At 67.2% G+C, this 15,922-nt stretch carries 16 protein-coding genes and 2 pseudogenes; 12 read left to right on the forward strand and 6 right to left on the reverse strand.

From position 1 onward, the window contains the following. The 3 genes and pseudogenes from A3CU_RS54065 to A3CU_RS0130800 all read left to right on the forward strand — a co-directional run. Positions 1-192 (forward strand): annotated as a pseudogene (locus A3CU_RS54065) (hypothetical protein); the annotation flags it as partial. Between the two features lie 85 nt (positions 193-277). Further along, on the forward strand, positions 278-475 hold the full coding sequence (locus A3CU_RS0130795; RefSeq protein ID WP_027945510.1) for a hypothetical protein: 198 nt from the start codon (positions 278-280) through the stop codon (positions 473-475). Beyond that, a complete protein-coding gene (locus A3CU_RS0130800; RefSeq protein WP_027945511.1) occupies positions 472-2,880 on the forward strand; it encodes a tyrosine-type recombinase/integrase in 2,409 nt (802 codons plus the stop codon). Before A3CU_RS0130795 ends, A3CU_RS0130800 begins: the two co-directional genes overlap by 4 nt. A 322-nt stretch (positions 2,881-3,202) precedes the next feature. Here the strand turns inward: A3CU_RS0130800 and A3CU_RS0130805 are convergent, their stop codons facing one another. The 3 genes and pseudogenes from A3CU_RS0130805 to A3CU_RS47540 all read right to left on the reverse strand — a co-directional run bounded on the left by A3CU_RS0130805 (position 3,203) and on the right by A3CU_RS47540 (position 6,079). After that, positions 3,203-3,964, reverse strand: coding sequence for an SGNH/GDSL hydrolase family protein (locus A3CU_RS0130805; protein ID WP_156960649.1), 762 nt, complete (start codon positions 3,962-3,964; stop codon positions 3,203-3,205). Between the two features lie 680 nt (positions 3,965-4,644). After that, positions 4,645-5,045 (reverse strand): annotated as a pseudogene (locus A3CU_RS0130810) (CoA transferase); the annotation flags it as partial. Between the two features lie 101 nt (positions 5,046-5,146). After that, positions 5,147-6,079: a LysR substrate-binding domain-containing protein gene (locus A3CU_RS47540; RefSeq protein WP_052372465.1), complete on the reverse strand. Its 933-nt coding sequence runs from the start codon at positions 6,077-6,079 to the stop codon at positions 5,147-5,149. A gap of 82 nt (positions 6,080-6,161) precedes the next feature. Between A3CU_RS47540 and A3CU_RS52900 the strand changes: the two genes are divergently transcribed. From A3CU_RS52900 to A3CU_RS54785, 3 genes are all read left to right on the forward strand, one after another. Continuing rightward, complete coding sequence (locus tag A3CU_RS52900; protein ID WP_156960650.1) at positions 6,162-6,302, forward strand: acyl-CoA dehydrogenase N-terminal domain-containing protein; 141 nt, start codon at positions 6,162-6,164, stop codon at positions 6,300-6,302. A 23-nt stretch (positions 6,303-6,325) separates the two neighbouring features. Next, entirely contained in the window at positions 6,326-6,886 is a 561-nt protein-coding gene (locus A3CU_RS47545) for an acyl-CoA dehydrogenase family protein (protein ID WP_425388289.1), read from the forward strand. 93 nt (positions 6,887-6,979) lie between these two features. Further along, on the forward strand, positions 6,980-7,285 hold the full coding sequence (locus tag A3CU_RS54785) for an SDR family NAD(P)-dependent oxidoreductase (RefSeq protein WP_245617431.1): 306 nt from the start codon (positions 6,980-6,982) through the stop codon (positions 7,283-7,285). Positions 7,286-7,524: 239 nt separating this feature from the next. Here the strand turns inward: A3CU_RS54785 and A3CU_RS0130835 are convergent, their stop codons facing one another. Next, positions 7,525-8,568, reverse strand: coding sequence for an aldo/keto reductase (locus A3CU_RS0130835; protein WP_027945515.1), 1,044 nt, complete (start codon positions 8,566-8,568; stop codon positions 7,525-7,527). 62 nt (positions 8,569-8,630) lie between these two features. Beyond that, a complete protein-coding gene (locus A3CU_RS0130840) occupies positions 8,631-9,098 on the reverse strand; it encodes a VOC family protein (protein ID WP_027945516.1) in 468 nt (155 codons plus the stop codon). A gap of 114 nt (positions 9,099-9,212) precedes the next feature. On the opposite strand from A3CU_RS0130840, the gene A3CU_RS0130845 reads away from it, so the two are divergent. Next, a complete protein-coding gene (locus tag A3CU_RS0130845; protein ID WP_027945517.1) occupies positions 9,213-10,202 on the forward strand; it encodes a helix-turn-helix transcriptional regulator in 990 nt (329 codons plus the stop codon). A 62-nt stretch (positions 10,203-10,264) separates the two neighbouring features. Beyond that, on the forward strand, positions 10,265-11,188 hold the full coding sequence (locus tag A3CU_RS0130850) for a phosphotransferase (RefSeq protein WP_027945518.1): 924 nt from the start codon (positions 10,265-10,267) through the stop codon (positions 11,186-11,188). Between the two features lie 178 nt (positions 11,189-11,366). On the opposite strand, the gene A3CU_RS52905 is transcribed toward A3CU_RS0130850, so the two are convergent. Further along, positions 11,367-11,726 (reverse strand): hypothetical protein, encoded by a 360-nt coding sequence (locus A3CU_RS52905; protein ID WP_156960651.1) that lies wholly within the window; start codon positions 11,724-11,726, stop codon positions 11,367-11,369. Positions 11,727-11,841: 115 nt separating this feature from the next. On the opposite strand from A3CU_RS52905, the gene A3CU_RS52910 reads away from it, so the two are divergent. The 4 genes from A3CU_RS52910 to A3CU_RS47560 all read left to right on the forward strand — a co-directional run bounded on the left by A3CU_RS52910 (position 11,842) and on the right by A3CU_RS47560 (position 15,717). Further along, complete coding sequence (locus tag A3CU_RS52910; RefSeq protein WP_027945519.1) at positions 11,842-12,198, forward strand: alpha/beta hydrolase family protein; 357 nt, start codon at positions 11,842-11,844, stop codon at positions 12,196-12,198. Positions 12,199-12,674: 476 nt separating this feature from the next. Then, entirely contained in the window at positions 12,675-13,961 is a 1,287-nt protein-coding gene (locus tag A3CU_RS47550; protein WP_245617432.1) for an amidohydrolase, read from the forward strand. Next, complete coding sequence (locus A3CU_RS47555; protein ID WP_052372469.1) at positions 13,958-14,212, forward strand: DUF3311 domain-containing protein; 255 nt, start codon at positions 13,958-13,960, stop codon at positions 14,210-14,212. The genes A3CU_RS47550 and A3CU_RS47555 overlap by 4 nt, the downstream gene beginning before the upstream one ends. After that, a complete protein-coding gene (locus A3CU_RS47560; RefSeq protein WP_052372471.1) occupies positions 14,209-15,717 on the forward strand; it encodes a sodium:solute symporter family protein in 1,509 nt (502 codons plus the stop codon). Before A3CU_RS47555 ends, A3CU_RS47560 begins: the two co-directional genes overlap by 4 nt. Positions 15,718-15,922: the final 205 nt, after the last annotated feature.

The following is a 15,922-nucleotide window of genomic DNA, read 5'->3' on the forward strand; positions in this document are numbered from 1 at the left end:
TACGGCTTCGAGTTATATGAGACCCTCCGCCGCGTCAACGAACATTTAGCGCGGTGGCTCATACGTAAATATAAACGACTGCGCCGCAGCTATCGGAAAGCCTTCGCACTGCTCTACAAGGTCAGTCAGACCTATCCGGGCATGTTCAGGCACTGGCGCTGGGGAGCAAAACCACATCCGATCGGGCAATAGGAGCCGTGTGACGCGAGAGTGTCACGCACGGTTCTCGGAGAGCCGGACGGTGCAATCCCGTCCGGCTACTCACCCCCTGCGTGACGTGCAGACCATCCTCGGCCACGCGCACCTGAGCACGACCGCGGACGTCTACCTCCTTGAGGAGGAGGCGGCAGTCATTCGACGGGTGGCCCAGCATCTGGCCGACCGGGAAGCCCGGCAACCGGAATCGGCTCCCGCAGTGGCGGTCGGCTACGACGCCGGGGACCTGGGCGTCTTGTTCGGGGAGACGCCGCGATGACGCCGACAACGACCACGACCGGACAGGCCGGGCACCAACGCCGAACCCGCTACCTCGTCACTCCCGCCGCCGCGGTTCGACCGCGGATCGGGCCGGTCGACCTTCTGCCAGCCGAGGACATCCTGGCGCTGATCCCCACACTGCCTGTCTGGAACGCCATCCCCGAGCGCGAGCAAGGAAAACGGCTGCGCGGCGCCGAGACCATCCTGCAGTGGCTGCAGACCCATCCGGGAGACGGCTGGCAAGACCGCTGGCTGGCCGCTGGGGCCGACCGCGACACCCACTGCCTGGACAAGATCGTCGAAGACGATCCTCGTGCTGTCGTGACCAAGCGGAACGAGATGATCAACGGGCTTGGCTGCCTGTTGCTCTGTCGCGTTGTCCTGCCCGGCCACGACTTCCTCGCCCAGTACAAAGCATCGGCGCTTTTTGCTCGGGCCCGCGAAGTCTTCCGCCCGGACTTGTTTGCCGAGTTGGAGAAAGCCGGTCCTGGGCGGGGCATGCATACCTCGCAGATCCAGGACGGGATCAGAGCGATCACCAAGATCGTGCTTCACACCGGCCGGGACGTCGATCAGCTCAACGCCGAGGACATCTACCAATATCGCGAGCGGTTCTACCGAGGCCTGCGCACAGGCGATCGCAGCGTGCACGCCGCCTGGGAACTCCTGCAAGGCATCGGCGTGCTGCCCCCGGACAAGTCACTGCGCGCCACCCTGACCACCGGCCAACGCACGACCGAGCAACTGGTGGACACCTACCAGATCCGGTCGCAACCTGTCCGTGATCTGCTGGTGCGCTACCTCAACGAACGCCGACCGGCGATCGACTACACCACGCTCAGGGCGCTCGCCCAGAGCCTGGCCGGCCTGTTCTGGGCTGACATCGAGCGCCACCACCCCGGGTTGGATTCGCTCGATCTCCCGCAGGAGGTCGTGACGGCCTGGAAGGAGCGACTGCGCCACGTCCCCGCCGCTGACGGGATGAGCAGACCCCGCAAGAACTATCTCGTCATTCTCGGCAAGGTGCGGAGCTTCTATCTCGACATCCAGGAATGGGCGATGGAAGACCCGTCCTGGGCAACGTGGGCCGCGCCGAGCCCTGTCCGCCGCAGAGAGCTGCTCGGCATGGAGAAAGCCCGCAAGCAAACCGTCTCCGAGATGCACCAACGTGTCCGCGAACGTCTACCGCACCTGTCCACACTGGTCGAGTCCGCAGAACGGCACCGGACAGAACAGCACCAACTGCTGGCCTACGCCAAAGCTGTCCCGGTAGGACAGACCTTCGAGCACGACGGCGTGACCTATCTGCGCACCATTCACAAGTCCTACGCCAAGAACCCGTCTCGGCAGAAAGCCAACCGCGTGCTCGTCGAGAACGTCGCCACCGGCACAACGACCGATCTGGCCGCCACCGAGGACGAAGCGTTCTGGGCCTGGGCCATCATCGAAACACTCCGCCACACCGGCGTCCGTGCCGAGGAGCTGCTGGAAATCACCCACCTCGCGCTGGTCTCCTACCGCCTACCCGACAGCGGCGAAATCGTTCCCCTGCTGCAGATCGTGCCATCGAAGACCAACGAGGAACGCCTGCTTCTCGTGAGCCCCGAGCTGGCCAGCGTCCTCGCATCGATCATCAATCGGCTCCGCGACAACAACAACGGCAGCATTCCGCTCGAGCCCCGCTACGATGCGCAGGAGAAGACGACCAGTCCGCCACTTCCGCATCTTTTCCAACGCAAGATCGGTTGGCGCTCCTCGGTCATCAGCGCAACCCAGGTCCACCGGTTGCTCAACGAGGCCATCGCCCGCGCCGGACTATTCGACGCGACCGGCCAACCACTGCGCTACACCCCCCACGACTTCCGCCGAATGTTCACCACTGACGCCGTCACCGGGGGCCTGCCCGTGCACATCGCCGCCAAACTGCTTGGTCACCACAGCATCGACACCGTCGAGTCCTACCTCGCCGTCTTCCAAGACGAACTGATCCGCACCTACCGAGCCTTCCTCGACAAGCGACGCGCAGCCCGACCCGAAGCCGAATACCGCGAACCCACCGAACAGGAATGGCAGGAATTCCAACAGCACTTCCATGCCCGCAAGGTCGCATTGGGAGACTGCGCACGCCCGTACGGGACACCCTGCCAGCATGAACACAGCTGTGTCCGGTGCCCCATGCTCCGGGTCTCGCCGAGCCAGCGGCCCCGCCTCCTCGAGATCATCCGCAACCTCGCCGACCGGATCACCGAGGCCCGCGCCAACGGCTGGCTCGGAGAAGTCCAAGGACTCGAAGCCAGCCTCACGAAGGCGAAGGAGAAGCTCGTCAGCCTCGACCGCACCCAGAAACGCGGTCGGCACAACGGCCCCGTGAACCTCGGACTGCCGATCATCACGGACGGATAGTCGATGTTGGGTCCGGCTGTCTCCTCGATCGCGCCCCGATGTCCCACCCTTACGAGGGAACGATACCGCCAAAATGGACAATTTTTAGTTCGGAAAATCGCCAGCCACCACAACATCGTGCCCTTGGACGACACCGCCCCGCCGTTGTGCGGTGTAAGCGGCGGTCAGCCCGGGGCAGCTGAATCCGCCGTCGGTGACACCATTGATTGGCGGAGGGGCCTTATTCCTCAAGTGCTGTATTCCCCTTGCTACGATTCGTTGCGGCACGGTATGCGGGTTACAGGGTGCGTGGTGGACGTTCGTGTTTCCACTGGGTTTGGTTTCAGCAGATGGAGGCGAGGGCGGATGCCCAGCCCCAGAAGCCACCGTATTCGGCGAGGTTTCCGGCGTCGTTGAGGTGGGCGTTGTCGGAGTTCCAGGGGCTGGGGTTGGGGAGATCGGCGCTTCCGGCGGCCGGGATGTATTGCCGCATGTCGACGAGGGCGACGCCTTCTTGTACGGCGGTGTTGAAGATCTGGGCACTGTAGGATTCCCAGTTGTATTTCTTGGTGGAGGCCCAGGGGTTGGGTGTCCAGAGCAGTTCGGTGTAGATGGACATGAGGATGGTGACGTTGGGCCGGGCGGCTTTGACGTTGTCCACCACGGTCTTGAGGTTGGCGCCGAATGTGGCTGGCGGGACTTGGGAGATGTATTCGTTGCCGCCGAGGTCGATGATGACGAGTTCGGGCTGTTTGGCGGCGATGTCGTTCGTGGCGCTGGTGGTGTCGCTCCATCGTCCGCCGGGCAGGTAGTCGGTGGCGAGTGCGCCGTTGTGCGCGTAGTTTTGGACGGCGGTTTGCCATTCGGCGTAGAGGTTTTGGCTGAAGCGGAAGGTCCAGCCGTAGCGGGTTGGCTGGTAGGTCTCGGCGTTCGAAGGGTATCCGGTGGTGCCGTAGCCGGTGTCGGCTGAGGTGCCGATGATGGCGACGTTGTGGTGGCTGGTGCACCAGGCCGGGGTCGGGGTGGCCGCGTCGGAGGGCACGGCACCGATCAAAGTCACGGTGATTGCGGCGAGAGTTGCCGCGGCGATCAGCTTCAGATTCACGATGGTCCTATCTAGATCAACCTGCTCTGGCTTTGGAATGCGACAGCTACGGGTGTGGGCAAGCGGCAAGGCACTGGGTGGCGACAGCAGGCTTGTCTTGCTTGTCTACCCAGATCGGGGGTGAGGGCAGGATCGGCGAATCTTGACTGGCTGATGAATAGGGTGCGTCGTCACAACCACGGTCATATCGCCATGTCTCCCGTCTCGTGATCGCGGCAGTGGCGTAGAAAGCGTTTGGCACGATAGCTGGCCGATGATCAGCTTGGCTATACCCTGGATTGGCCCGATCGCGTTCAGGTGGCCAGATCAGGCGTGGTTTCTGTGCCGGCCCCGGCCGATGGCATGCGGTTTTGGTTTTTGTTACATGATTTTTCTCACGTTCGCTCGCTCGGTATGCCTCGTTCCCGCTGCCTCTTGCATGGGGAGCGCTCGCGCTAGGGAGCCTTGACCGGGCAACGTTTGAGTCCCGGCACCGGCGGCATGGCTGTCGACACCGTCGTGCGCGCGGCGGCTACCGAACAGGCATGGGCTCGTCGGAGATCTGCCGGAGTCGAGTTAGAAAATTGCGCACTCGAGTCGCCGTGAGCCCAAGTTGGTTAACGCTGATGGCCTATTGTGCGGCGCTGATCTTTCGCGGAATCTTTTGAAGATTTGTCCGCCTGCGGCGATCCTGGGCCGCGAGGGCCGCTGCTTCCGTAGCCGGAGATGTTGACCACGACGAGCTCGGGTCGGCGGCCCGTAGCGTGTCCGCGTCCAGGCCGAGGTGCTCGACGACACCGGGCGCGGTGTTGTGCAGGAACACGTCGGCCCGGGCGATCAGCTCGCCGGCTATCCGGCGCCCGCGTGCGGATTTGAGGTCGACCGCGAGGGACTCCTTGCCCCGGTTGAGCCATACGAAGTGCGTCGCGAGGCCGCGAACCGCGTGGTCGTAGTTGCGGGCGAAGTCGCCCTCGCCGGGGCGCTCGATCTTGACGACGCGGGCACCGAGATCGGCGAGGTGACGGGTCGCGAGCGGTCCGGCCACGGCCTGTTCGAGGGCGACCACGGTGATGCCGGCCAGCGGCAGCGTTGAGGCGCTCACGACGTGACGAGGGCCGGGCGGGGACCGTCGCTGACGATGAGTTGCTGGATCTCACGCATGGCTCGGTCCTCGGTGGCCGGCTGTGGCAAGTCCAATACCAGTTACCTCTTTATTGTTTGCCTATCTGCATCAACGGATGTAGCCGCGGTAGGCAGCGCCTGTTCGGAGACCTTCAGCACCTTCGCCAGCGCGGGGTCCCGGTCGTCGGTTCGCCACAGGAGATAGCTGAAGATCGGCGGGATCTCGTCGGTGAGGGACACGATCCGCACGCCGTTCAGCGGCATCTGGTTCAGCGCCGAGTCGATGGTGAAGTGCAGACCGACACCGGCTGCGACGAGCGCGATACAGGTCCATGAGTCCGGTGCGCTGTGCACGATATCGGGAGCGAAGCCCGCCGTGTGGCAACGGGAGACGAACTGCGCTCGGACGGCTGAGCCGGAGGTCTCGGGCAGCATGATGAAGGGTTCGTCGCGCAGTTCGGCGAACGACACCGACTCCCTCCGCGCGACCGGGTGGTCCGAGGGGACGGCGAGAACGCCGCGTTCCCTGGCCAGTGGGCGGCTCTGCACCCCAGGCGGTGCGTGCTCGAAGCGTGCGATGGCCAGGTCTGTGGTGTGTTCCAGCAGTTCACGCACCGCCATGGGGCCGTAGCGGCCGGGCCGGGCGGCGAGATCGATGCGCCGGTAGCGCTCACGCACCGCCTGCGCGAGCGTTCCGACCATGACTTGGGAGGACGGGCCGGCGAAGCTGAACCGCACGCGCCCGCTGTCGCCACGATGTGCCGCCTCGACGTCGGAACGGGCCCGTTCGCCCATCCGGAGAATCGCCTCAGCCGGTTCCAGCAGGGCGCGTCCAGCCGGTGTGAGCTCGACGCGCCGGGTTGTGCGATCGAACAGCGGGGTGCCCAGGTCGGTCTCGAGTGCCCGGATGGTGCGGCTGAGGTAGGGCTGGGCGAGGTGAAGGCGCTCGGCGGCGCGGCCGAAGTGCAGTTCCTCGGCGACCGCGCGAAAAACCTCGAGCTGGATGAAATCCACCGCACGACTATATCTGGAACAGAAACAATGAGTGAGGTATTGGTATTGGACATGCATCAGAGGGGGAGTGAGAATCGACGTGATGAGCGACCGGGTCAGTGACGACGTCTTTGCGGACATCCTTGCCCAGGTACGGCGTTTTGTCCGCGAGGATGTGGTGCCGTGGGAGAACGAGATCATGGCCGCGGATCGCATTCCCGACGATCTGCGCGGGCGGGCGTAGCCGTGGGCCCCAAGGACGCGAAGATGGGCCAGGAGGGTGCCTGGACCGCCGACGTCCACTTCGACTCGGTGCGGGTGCCGGGGTCCGCGCTGGTCGGCGGTGCCGAGGAGGTTGGCTACCAGGCGGCGATGACCTCGCTGGCCCGCGGTCGTGTCCACATCGCGGCCCTGGCGGTCGGCAGCGCGCAGCGTCTCCTCGACGAATCCGTCGCTTACGCGGCGGCGAACACGCAGGGCGGGGTTCCGATCGGAGACCCCCAACTCGTGCAGGCGATGCTCGCCGACCAGTACACCGGCGTCGCGGCGGGACGTGCCCTCGTCCGCGATGCAGCGACGGCCTACGACAGCGGCACCGACCGTCGAGTCGCGCCGGCGGCCGCGAAACTGTTCTGCACCGAGATGGCCGGTCACGTGGCGGATCTGGCGGTGCAGGTGCACGGCGGCACCGGCTACATGCGTGAGGTCCCGGTCGAGCGGATCTACCGCGAGGTTCGCCTGCTGCGCCTCTACGAGGGCACCAGCGAGATCCAGCGCCTGATCATCGGCGGCTCCCTCGTCCGTTCCCAGAAGGCAGCGCATCGCTGACCGCCCCAAAACGAGCAGGAACACCATGGCTTTGCTGAACGGCCGCATCCCGGTGGCCACCTGAGGTACGTGGTCTCCGCGGTGCGGTGCGACGTGACCGAAGCGTCCGAAGTGGACACCCTGCTGACACGCATGGTTGAGACCTTCGGCTCCCTCGACGTGATGGTCAACAATGCCGGCAGCACCCGCGACGCCACCATGCGCACGATGACCGAGGCGCAGTTCGACCGAGTGATCAACGTGCACCTCAAGGGGACTGGAACGGCACCAGCAAGGCCGTGCCCATCATGCGGCAGCAAAAAGTCGGGCGTCCTTGTCAACATCTCCTCCCTGTCGGCCAGGTCGAGATGGTGGGCCAGACCAACTACGCGGCTGCCAAAGCCGGGATCGTCGGTCTGACCAAGGAGAACCGCGCTCCACAAGCCACCCTGCCCAGCGACGAGTATCGAACCCTCCGCGTCAGCCTCGCCGGCGCCGAAGCCAAACTGGCCCAACTCGAACGGCGCCCCTCGAGCCGTGGTGCAGTCGACCTCGGCATCCCCACGATCGTGAGCCCTGGCTCCGCCCTCCGCCAACCCCGTTCAGCGGAAACGGACTGACGCCCAAGCGAGAGCAACGGGATGTCTTGCCCGTTGTGGCTACTGTCGGCGTACTGCCCGGGTTTCGGTAGTGCGCCGGCGGAGCTCCGGCTGCGCGAGCGCCGGTGGGACATAGGCGACGTCGACCGGTCCGACGTCGGTTCCTGGCGGCACGATCTCGTCGATGCGGTCGAGCAGGTCGTCGTCGAGGGGCGTGCCGGCTCCCGCAAGCAGGTCGTCGAGCTGCTCGGGCGTGCGCGGACCGATGATCGCCGAGGTGACCGCCGGGTGGGCGGTCACGAACGCCAGCGCGAGGTGGGGCAGCGACAGCCCGGCCTGCTCGGCGATCCGGGCAAGTGCTTCGACGGCGTCGAGCTTGCGTTCGTCGGTCATGTGCTGCCGCGCCCAGTGCAGACGCCCCGCCGACGCCGTTTCCGCGCGGCCCTTACGGAGGCGACCGGCGAGCAGACCCATCGCCAGCGGGCTCCACACCAGGACACCCAGCCCGTAACGCTCGCAGACCGGCAGGATCTCGCGTTCGATCCCGCGGTTGAGGATCGAGTAGTGCGGCTGTTCGGAGCGGAAGCGTGCCGTCCCGCGCCGTTCGGCCACCCACTGGGCTTCGACGATGTCCGACGCGGGCAGGTTGGAGTGGCCGATCGCGCGTACCTTGCCCGCGCGCAGCAGGTCGGTCAGCGCGCCGAGGGTTTCCTCGATGTCGGTGCCGGGTTCAGGGTGGTGGGCCTGGTAAAGATCGATGTGGTCGACACCCAGGCGGCGCAGGGACCCTTCGACCGCGGAAACGATCCACCGGCGGGAGTTGCCGCGCTGGTTGGGGTCGGCTCCCATCGAGCCGTTGAACTTCGTGGCCAGGACGACGTCGTCGCGGCGGCCGCGCAGGGCCTTCCCGACGATCTTCTCGGATTCGCCGTCGCCGCCGTAGACGTCGGCGGTGTCGATGACGTTGACGCCGCCGTCGAGGGCGCGGTGGACGATGCGCACGCAGTCGTCGGGGTCGGGGTTGCCGTAGGGTCCGAACATCATCGTGCCCAGGGTGTAGACGCTGACCTGGATGCCGGTCCGGCCGAGCGGACGGGTTTCCATGGGTTTCTCCTGCGAGGATGGAGGAGTGCGGCCGGGATCGGCCGCACTCCTCGTGGGGACGGTCAAGCCTGGGTGTATTCGGCTGCGACGTCGACGATCCAGGTCACGCCGAAGCGGTCGGCGAGCATCCCGAAGGCGGGCGCCCACTGGGCGGGGCCGAACGCCTCGATCACGGTCGCGCCCTTGGCAAGGCCTTCCCATACCGGGTTGACTTCGTCGATGCTCTCGCCGCGGACGGAGAGGAAGAACGGCTCCTTGGTGATCGTGGTGCCGTTTTCGCGATGCGTGGTCGGCGCGCCCGGCGCGGCCGGCGTGTGCTCGCCGGGCACGTCGTAGGCCATGACCCGGAAGCCGTTGTCGGCGACGACCTGGCCGAATACGACGTGGGCGGCGCCGGGCAGCTCGGCGGGCATCCCGAAGTCGGCGTAGGTGACGACGGTGAGCTGCCCGCCGAACACCGACTGGTAGAACTCCAGGGCTTCGCGGGCCTGGCCGTGGAAGTTCAGGTGGGCGACAGCGTTGAGCGACATGGTGTTGGCGGTCCTTCGCGAGTGGTTCTGGCGCCGGAGGCTTCCGGCGACAAGAACGATGATGTCGGCAGTACCGGACAGAGAACGTCCGCTATTTGTGGCAGGGTGAAAACCATGCCGATTGCCTCCTCGACGACGACTTCCAGCCGGCTGCTGTCGCTGTTGTCCCTGCTGCAGGCCCGCCGGGACTGGCCGGGCGGCCTGCTCGCCGAGCGGCTGGGAGTCAGCGAGCGGACCGTGCGCCGCGACGTCGACCGGCTGCGCGAGCTGGGTTATCCCGTCCAGGCGATCAAGGGCCCCGACGGCGGCTACCGGCTCGAAGCGGGCAGTCAGATGCCGCCACTGCTGTTCGACGAGGAACAGGCGGTCGCGCTGGCCGTGGCGCTGCGGATCGCCGTCGGCACGGGCGCCGGCATCGAGGAGGCGGCCGCGCGGGCCTTGGCCACGGTGCGGCAGGTGCTGCCGTCGCGGTTGCGGCAGCGTGTCGACGCCCTCGAGATCAGGGCGGCCGGGCACGGCACCGATCCCCAGGTCGACACCGGGATCCTGCTCACGCTGAGCGCTGCGGTCCGAGCGGGCGAGGAGTTGCGGTTCGACTACCGCTCGCCGGGACAACCCGAGAACGCCGAGCCGCGCCCGCCCCGCCGGGTGCAGCCCCAGCATCTGGTGGTGCGGGCCGGGCGCTGGTACGTCGTCGGCTGGGACCCCGACCGCGGCGACTGGCGGACTTTCCGCGCCGACCGGATGACACCGCGGGTCCCGAACGGCCCGCGGTTCGTGCCCCGGGAAGTGCCGGGCGGCGACGTAGCCGCGTTCCTGTCGGCCCGATTCAAGGGCTCCGAGAGCACGGACGCCTGGCCCTGCCGTGGCGAAGTGATCCTCGACCTGCCCGCAGCGGAGGTGGCTCCGTTCGCCGGCGACGGCGTCGCCGAGGAACTCGGCGACGCTCGGACCAGGCTGACGACGGGGTCCTGGTCCTGGACCGCCCTCGCGGCGGCGTTGGCCCGCTTCGACACCGAGATCGAGGTGATCGGACCGCCGGAGTTGCGTGCGGCGTTCGCGGAGCTGTCCCGTCGCGCCGGGCGCGCCGCGGGAACCGGGTAAGGCGGCTGGCCACCTGCCGGCGGACTCCAGCGACCTCACTGAACCCAGTATGGTTCCTCCGCATGACCGAGATCGAGACCGAGATCACCGCCGGTCTCATCCGCGACCTGCTGCGGGACCAGCATCCGGACCTGGCCGAGCTGTCCCTCCGCGAGGTGGAGGGCGGCTGGGGCAACCAGATGTGGCGCCTCGGGGACGAGCTGGCCGTGCGGATTCAGCGCATGGACACCGACCCCGATCACCAGCTCAAGGAGCGCCGGTGGCTGCCGCTGCTCGCCCCACGCCTGCCGCTGCCAATCCCCGTCCCGGTGCGAAGTGGTGCGCCCTCCGAGCGTTTCCCCAAGATTTGGACGGTCGTGACGTGGGTGCCGGGCCTGCCGCTGGACCACGGGTCGATCACCCGCGGCGAGCACGCGGCCGACACCCTGGCGGCGTTCCTCCGGGCGCTGCATGTGGCAGCGCCCGCCGACGCACCGGCTGATACGGGCCGCGGCGCGCATCCCAAGGACTGCACGGACGGCTTCGACCATTTCTTCGACTCCATCGACGCTGACGCGATCGGCTCGGACGCCGCCGACGTCCGGGCTGTCTGGGACGATGCCGTCGCGGCCCCCGTATGGGAGGGTCCGCCGGTGTGGGTGCACGGCGACCTGCATCCCGCGAACGTCATCGTCGCGGACGGGACGCTGGCGGGCGTTGTCGACTTCGGTGACCTGTTCGTCGGCGACCCGGCGTCGGACCTGGCGGCCGCCTGGGTGCTGCTGCCAGCGGGCGCGGCCGCACGCTTCTTCGCCGCGTACGCGGAGGCTGACGAGGCGACGGTCCGGCGCGCCCGTGGGCTGGCCGCGCTGAAGAGCCTCTTTTTGATGCTGATGGGCCAGAACGGGGACCGCGGCCTGCCCGGCGGCAAGCCGGCGTGGGGTCCGGCGGGCCGGGCGGCGCTCGACCGGGTCCTGAGCGAGCGTCTGACCCGATTCCACGAGTAGGTCGGCGGCAACTTCGACCGTTTCACTCGCGCGTGTCGCTGGTTGTAGCTCAGGAGCTGGTCCGTGCATTCGGAGCGGACGGGTGCGCAGGAACCGTTCGGCATCTTCCCGGCCGTCACCCCGCGGCGAGGAACTCGTGGACCAGTGGCGGCGGACGGGGCGATCAAGCCCGTCCTCATCAGGGAAGAGTGAGGGCCCTGTCGCGGACGGGGGACGGGTCCATCGGGGTGACCTCCGGGAACTCGGCGAGCTGCTTGCGGGGGAAGTCGTTCTCCGCGCCGAGGAAGATTGCGTCGAAATGGCCGCGGATGAACGCGTTCAGCAGGTCCATCGTCCGTTGCGGGGCGACCTTGCCGCCGGGCCGGTAGCACGCCCGCGCTCCGACGCCGGGATCAGGAGCAAGTCCGCCAGCTCCAGGTGGGTGATGTCCTTGACGCAAAGCCGGTGTACGTCTGCCGGCGCTACCCGCGAGCTCTACCGCAGCGACGTGCAGCTCGGCGTGCCGGCCGGATCGCCGGACGGCCGCCGGGATCGTCACGGAGGGTTCAGCGCGCGAACTGTTCTCGGTCGGACACGCCTGCAGCAGAGGCTGGTACCCGGACGGGACGTTCACTTCGGACGGTCGGCTCGTCACCGTCCAGCACGCTTACCGCTTGCCGCCGCAGGTCGTCCTTTCCGGACCGGACGCGGACACGGTGCTGGCTTCGGTCGCGCACGACGGGACTGAGCAGCTGCTTGCCGTCGCGGGCACGGCCTCCCCGGTGTCCTGGAGCGCACCGGACGGCTGGGAGATCGAAGGCGTCCTGTGCTTTCCGGACGGTCCGGGGCCGTTCCCGTTGGTGGTCAACGTCCACGGTGGACAAGTATGGTCCTTTCAGGACTCGTGGTCGATGAACTACCCCTGGGTGCCGCTGCTGGTGTCGCGCGGGTACGCGGTGCTGAACCCGAACCCGCGCGGCAGCAGCGGACGCGGTGCGGGTCGGAAATCTCCGCCGGAATCGCGCGGTTGAGCACCGAGCTGACCCGTACCGGGTCGTCGTCGCCGAAGTGCCTGCTGGCGGCCAGCAGGCGGACCGCCGGATCGTCGATGGCCACCGACTGCTCCAACCGCTCGGTGAGTTCGTCCACGATGGACTGCAGATCGTCGTCGGCCACCATCCGCTCCTTTTCGCCACGACGCCCCCGAGCCTGTCACCCGAGGGATCTCCGTCACGAAACCACTTGCGGGGCGCTGAGGACAACCTTCAGATGCTGCTCCGGGCGCGCGAGCACCACGACGTCGGCAAGCGGGTTGCCATCCGATGTTCACCGCCGAGCCATTGAACGCGACGATCACGGGCTTGAGAGAGGGGCCGCCGCCGTCCGATACCTATCGCGCTGGGGTTAGGCGTCTTGCGCCTGCAGGCGGTCAGACCATTGACCACTCTTTTGGGCACGGTTGACACTTCATCTGCAATACAGTTGCCGGCCCCGAACTGGAGGATCGATGACATCGTCGATGACCGTGACCGAACTGCGTCGTGACTTCCACCAGCATCCGGAAGTGGGATTTTGCGAGTTCCGCACCGCCAGCCGCGCGGCGGGCGTGCTGGCGGACCTCGGCTGGGACGTCGGGGCCGGAGCAGATGTGCTGGATCCAAACACCCGGTTGGGCATGCCGGCACCGGAGGTGCTCGACGCCGCTTACCGGCGGGCGGCTGACGCGGACGGCGACGACCGGTTTCTGCCCGCGATGCGGGGAGGCCTTACCGGTGTGGTGGCCACGTTGCGCGGTAAGCGCCCCGGCCCGGTGGTCGCGCTACGCGCGGATCTGGACGCGCTGCCGCTGAGCGAGTCGGACGATCCGGCACATATTCCTACCCGAGACGGGTTTCGTTCCCGCTGGCCGGGCGCCATGCATGCATGCGGTCACGACGGACATGTGGCGGTGGCGCTGGAACTCGCCCGGCGTCTGTCCGATCAGGACTTTCCCGGTACGGTACGGCTGGTGTTGCAACCCGCCGAGGAGGGCGGGCGCGGTGCAGCCGGGATGGTTGCGGCGGGGGTGGCCGACGATGTGGACATCTTCCTCACGGCACATCTGGGCATGGGCTTGCCGACCGGCACGGTCTGCCCGGCGATCCCGGACCTGCTGGCCAACTCCAAGCTGCGTGCCACGTTCCAGGGCAGCGCATCGCATGCCTCGATGGCACCGGAACAGGGTCGGCACGCACTGCTGGGCGCGGCCGCTGCCACGCTGGGTGTGCACACCATGCCGCGTTTCTCCGGCCACGAAACCAGAGTGAACGTGGGCATGCTGACCTCGGGCACGTCCAGCAACATCGTGCCGGACACGGCGGTGATGTTGCTGGAGACACGAGCCGACGATGGAACCGTCAACGAGGATCTGGAGCGGCGGGTGCGTGCCGTGCTCGCCGGAGCGGCGAACATGTACGGCCTGGAACTGACTGTGACGCTCGTCGGGGCGGTCACCACCGCCACCAATGATCCGTTGCTGGTCAACATGATCGAGGAGGCGAGCCGGGCCGCCGGGGCCGAGGTGACCGGGCCGGGCGCCGGGATCGGCAGCGACGACGCCACCGCATTCATGCGCCGCGTCCAGGACCACGGCGGAGTCGCCTGCTACTTCGGCATTGGCGCGGACAGCCCGGCGCCGCACCACGCCAGCCGGTTCGACATCGACGAGGCCGCGCTTCCAGTGGCCGTAGCCGTGTTGGAGCACGTGCTGCGCACCGGCACTACCGGGAACTTCTCCGCGGGGAGGTTCGCATGATTGCATCGGACGGCCACTCGAACCCGGCGCCGGCACGCCGTCGTTCGTACCGGTTGCTGCTGGTCGTGCCGTACCTGTGGTCGGTGGCCGCCATTCCCGTGATCAACACCGTGCACGCCAGCCCACTCGGGATTCCCTTGCTGCTGTGGTGGGCGTTGGCCGGCGTGCTGGTGACCTCGGTGTGCCTCGGCGTGGTCTGGCGGCTCGACCGCGCCAGGGAAACCGTGTACGCGGAAGGAGAAAGCCGGTGAGCACCGCCATCGCGATCGCTTTGTTCGTCGTCGCCGCGACCACCGGCGCGACCACCGCCCTGTCCCGGCGGCGCCGCCGACTCGACTTGACCGAGTGGGCGGTCGGCGGGCGCAACTTCGGCAGTTTCCTGCTGTGGTTTTTGTCCGCTGGCGAGATCTACACGACATTCGCGTTTCTGGGCGCGGCCGGCTGGGCCTACCAACATGGGGCGCCCGGCTTTTATGTGATCGCCAACGCTCCGCTGGGCTATGTCCTCGGCTACTGGTTGCTGCCCAGGATCTGGCGCGCCGGCAAGGATCACGGCGTGTTGTCCCAGGGCGACTACCTCCGCGCACGGTTCGGCAGCCGGTGGCTGGCGACCGTGGTCGCGATCATCGGGGTGCTGGCCCTGATCCCCTACGTGCAGGTGCAACTCACCGGCCTCGCAACCATCGTCAAGGTGCTGTTCAGGGGTGAGGCGAGCAGTCCCGTCGCGGTCTGGATCGGGGCCGCGCTGCTGGTGGTGTTCACCTTCACCGCGGGGTTGCGTTCCTCGGCGCTCGCGTCGATCGTCAAAGACGTCCTGGTGCTCGGCACCGTCGTCGTGGTCTTCGTGACCATCGGCGCGGCCACCGGGCTGGGCGGCATCGCCGACATCTTCCACCGCATGAACAGCCTGCATCCCAGCTATGCCAACCTTCCCGGCATGCAGCCGGCCAGTGGCCACACCGCGGTCTGGTTCATGTCGGCCCTGCTGCTGACCAACATCGGCTACTGGATGTGGCCACACAGCTTCCAGGCCAACCTCTCCGCGAAGGACGTCGACACCGTGCGCCGCAATGCGGTGTTCCAGCCGCTGTACACGCTGTCGTATTTCTTCATCTTCGTGATCGGTTTCGCGGCGCTGCTGACCTTGCCGCACCTGACCAGTTCCAACGACGCGCTGGTCTCGGTCGTCGCGACGTACTATCCACAATGGTTCGTCGGATTGCTCGGGGCGACCGGCGTCCTGGTCGCTCTCGTGCCGTCCGTCGTGATGCTGTTGACGCTGGGCACCAGCGTGGCGCGCAACATTTACCGTCCAGCCGCACGGCTGGACGACCGGCACCGTCTCTGGGTCGGCCGCGTGGCCACTCTGCTCGGCGTACTCGCGGCCACGTTTCTCACTCTCGGTTCCAACCAGACGATCGTGAACCTGCTGTTGACCGCATACAGCGGTATCGCGCAGATCGGGCCCGGGATCATCGCGTCACTCGCCTGGCGACGCACCACCGCGTGGGGAGTGGCGGCAGGGTCGATCGTTGGTCTGCTCCTGGTTGGCATTCCGCAGGTTTCCACGTGGTGGCGGCACATTTCCACCACTGAGGTGGGCTTCGTGGCCATGCTGGTCAACACCGTGGTACTGGTTGTCGTCAGCCTGCTGACCCGGGCGCCGAGCCGGAGCCACATCACGGTGGGCATCCCCGACATCCAGCACGCGACACCCACCTCGGGACCGTCAGCGCCCGCTACCGCCGACGACTGACCCTGTGGCGAGTCACGCCCCTGGCTGCCGCATACCAATCACCGCAGGTCGGACACGCGGACCAACTTTACGAATGGCGTTTCTCCCGCTTTTGCCGGGAACATGTGCCCGACCGGGATTGACCAAAGTGGACACCGCCGGTGCGCGCGTTTGGCTGGCCAGGCTGCGGCGCCGCAACTACGCTTTACTGACGGTCTGGCCGACC

It is taken from the genome of Amycolatopsis taiwanensis DSM 45107 (assembly GCF_000519205.1).
Lineage (GTDB): Bacteria > Actinomycetota > Actinomycetes > Mycobacteriales > Pseudonocardiaceae > Amycolatopsis_E > Amycolatopsis_E taiwanensis.

Coding starts and splice junctions, on each gene's coding strand:
- A3CU_RS0130800 (WP_027945511.1), top strand. CDS start 472: ATGACGCCGACAACGACCACGACCGGACAGGCCGGGCACCAACGCCGA.
- A3CU_RS52900 (WP_156960650.1), top strand. CDS start 6,162: ATGAGCGACCGGGTCAGTGACGACGTCTTTGCGGACATCCTTGCCCAG.
- A3CU_RS47545 (WP_425388289.1), top strand. CDS start 6,326: ATGGGCCAGGAGGGTGCCTGGACCGCCGACGTCCACTTCGACTCGGTG.
- A3CU_RS0130835 (WP_027945515.1), bottom strand. CDS start 8,568: ATGGAAACCCGTCCGCTCGGCCGGACCGGCATCCAGGTCAGCGTCTAC.
- A3CU_RS0130840 (WP_027945516.1), bottom strand. CDS start 9,098: ATGTCGCTCAACGCTGTCGCCCACCTGAACTTCCACGGCCAGGCCCGC.
- A3CU_RS0130845 (WP_027945517.1), top strand. CDS start 9,213: ATGCCGATTGCCTCCTCGACGACGACTTCCAGCCGGCTGCTGTCGCTG.
- A3CU_RS0130850 (WP_027945518.1), top strand. CDS start 10,265: ATGACCGAGATCGAGACCGAGATCACCGCCGGTCTCATCCGCGACCTG.
- A3CU_RS47550 (WP_245617432.1), top strand. CDS start 12,675: ATGACATCGTCGATGACCGTGACCGAACTGCGTCGTGACTTCCACCAG.
- A3CU_RS47555 (WP_052372469.1), top strand. CDS start 13,958: ATGATTGCATCGGACGGCCACTCGAACCCGGCGCCGGCACGCCGTCGT.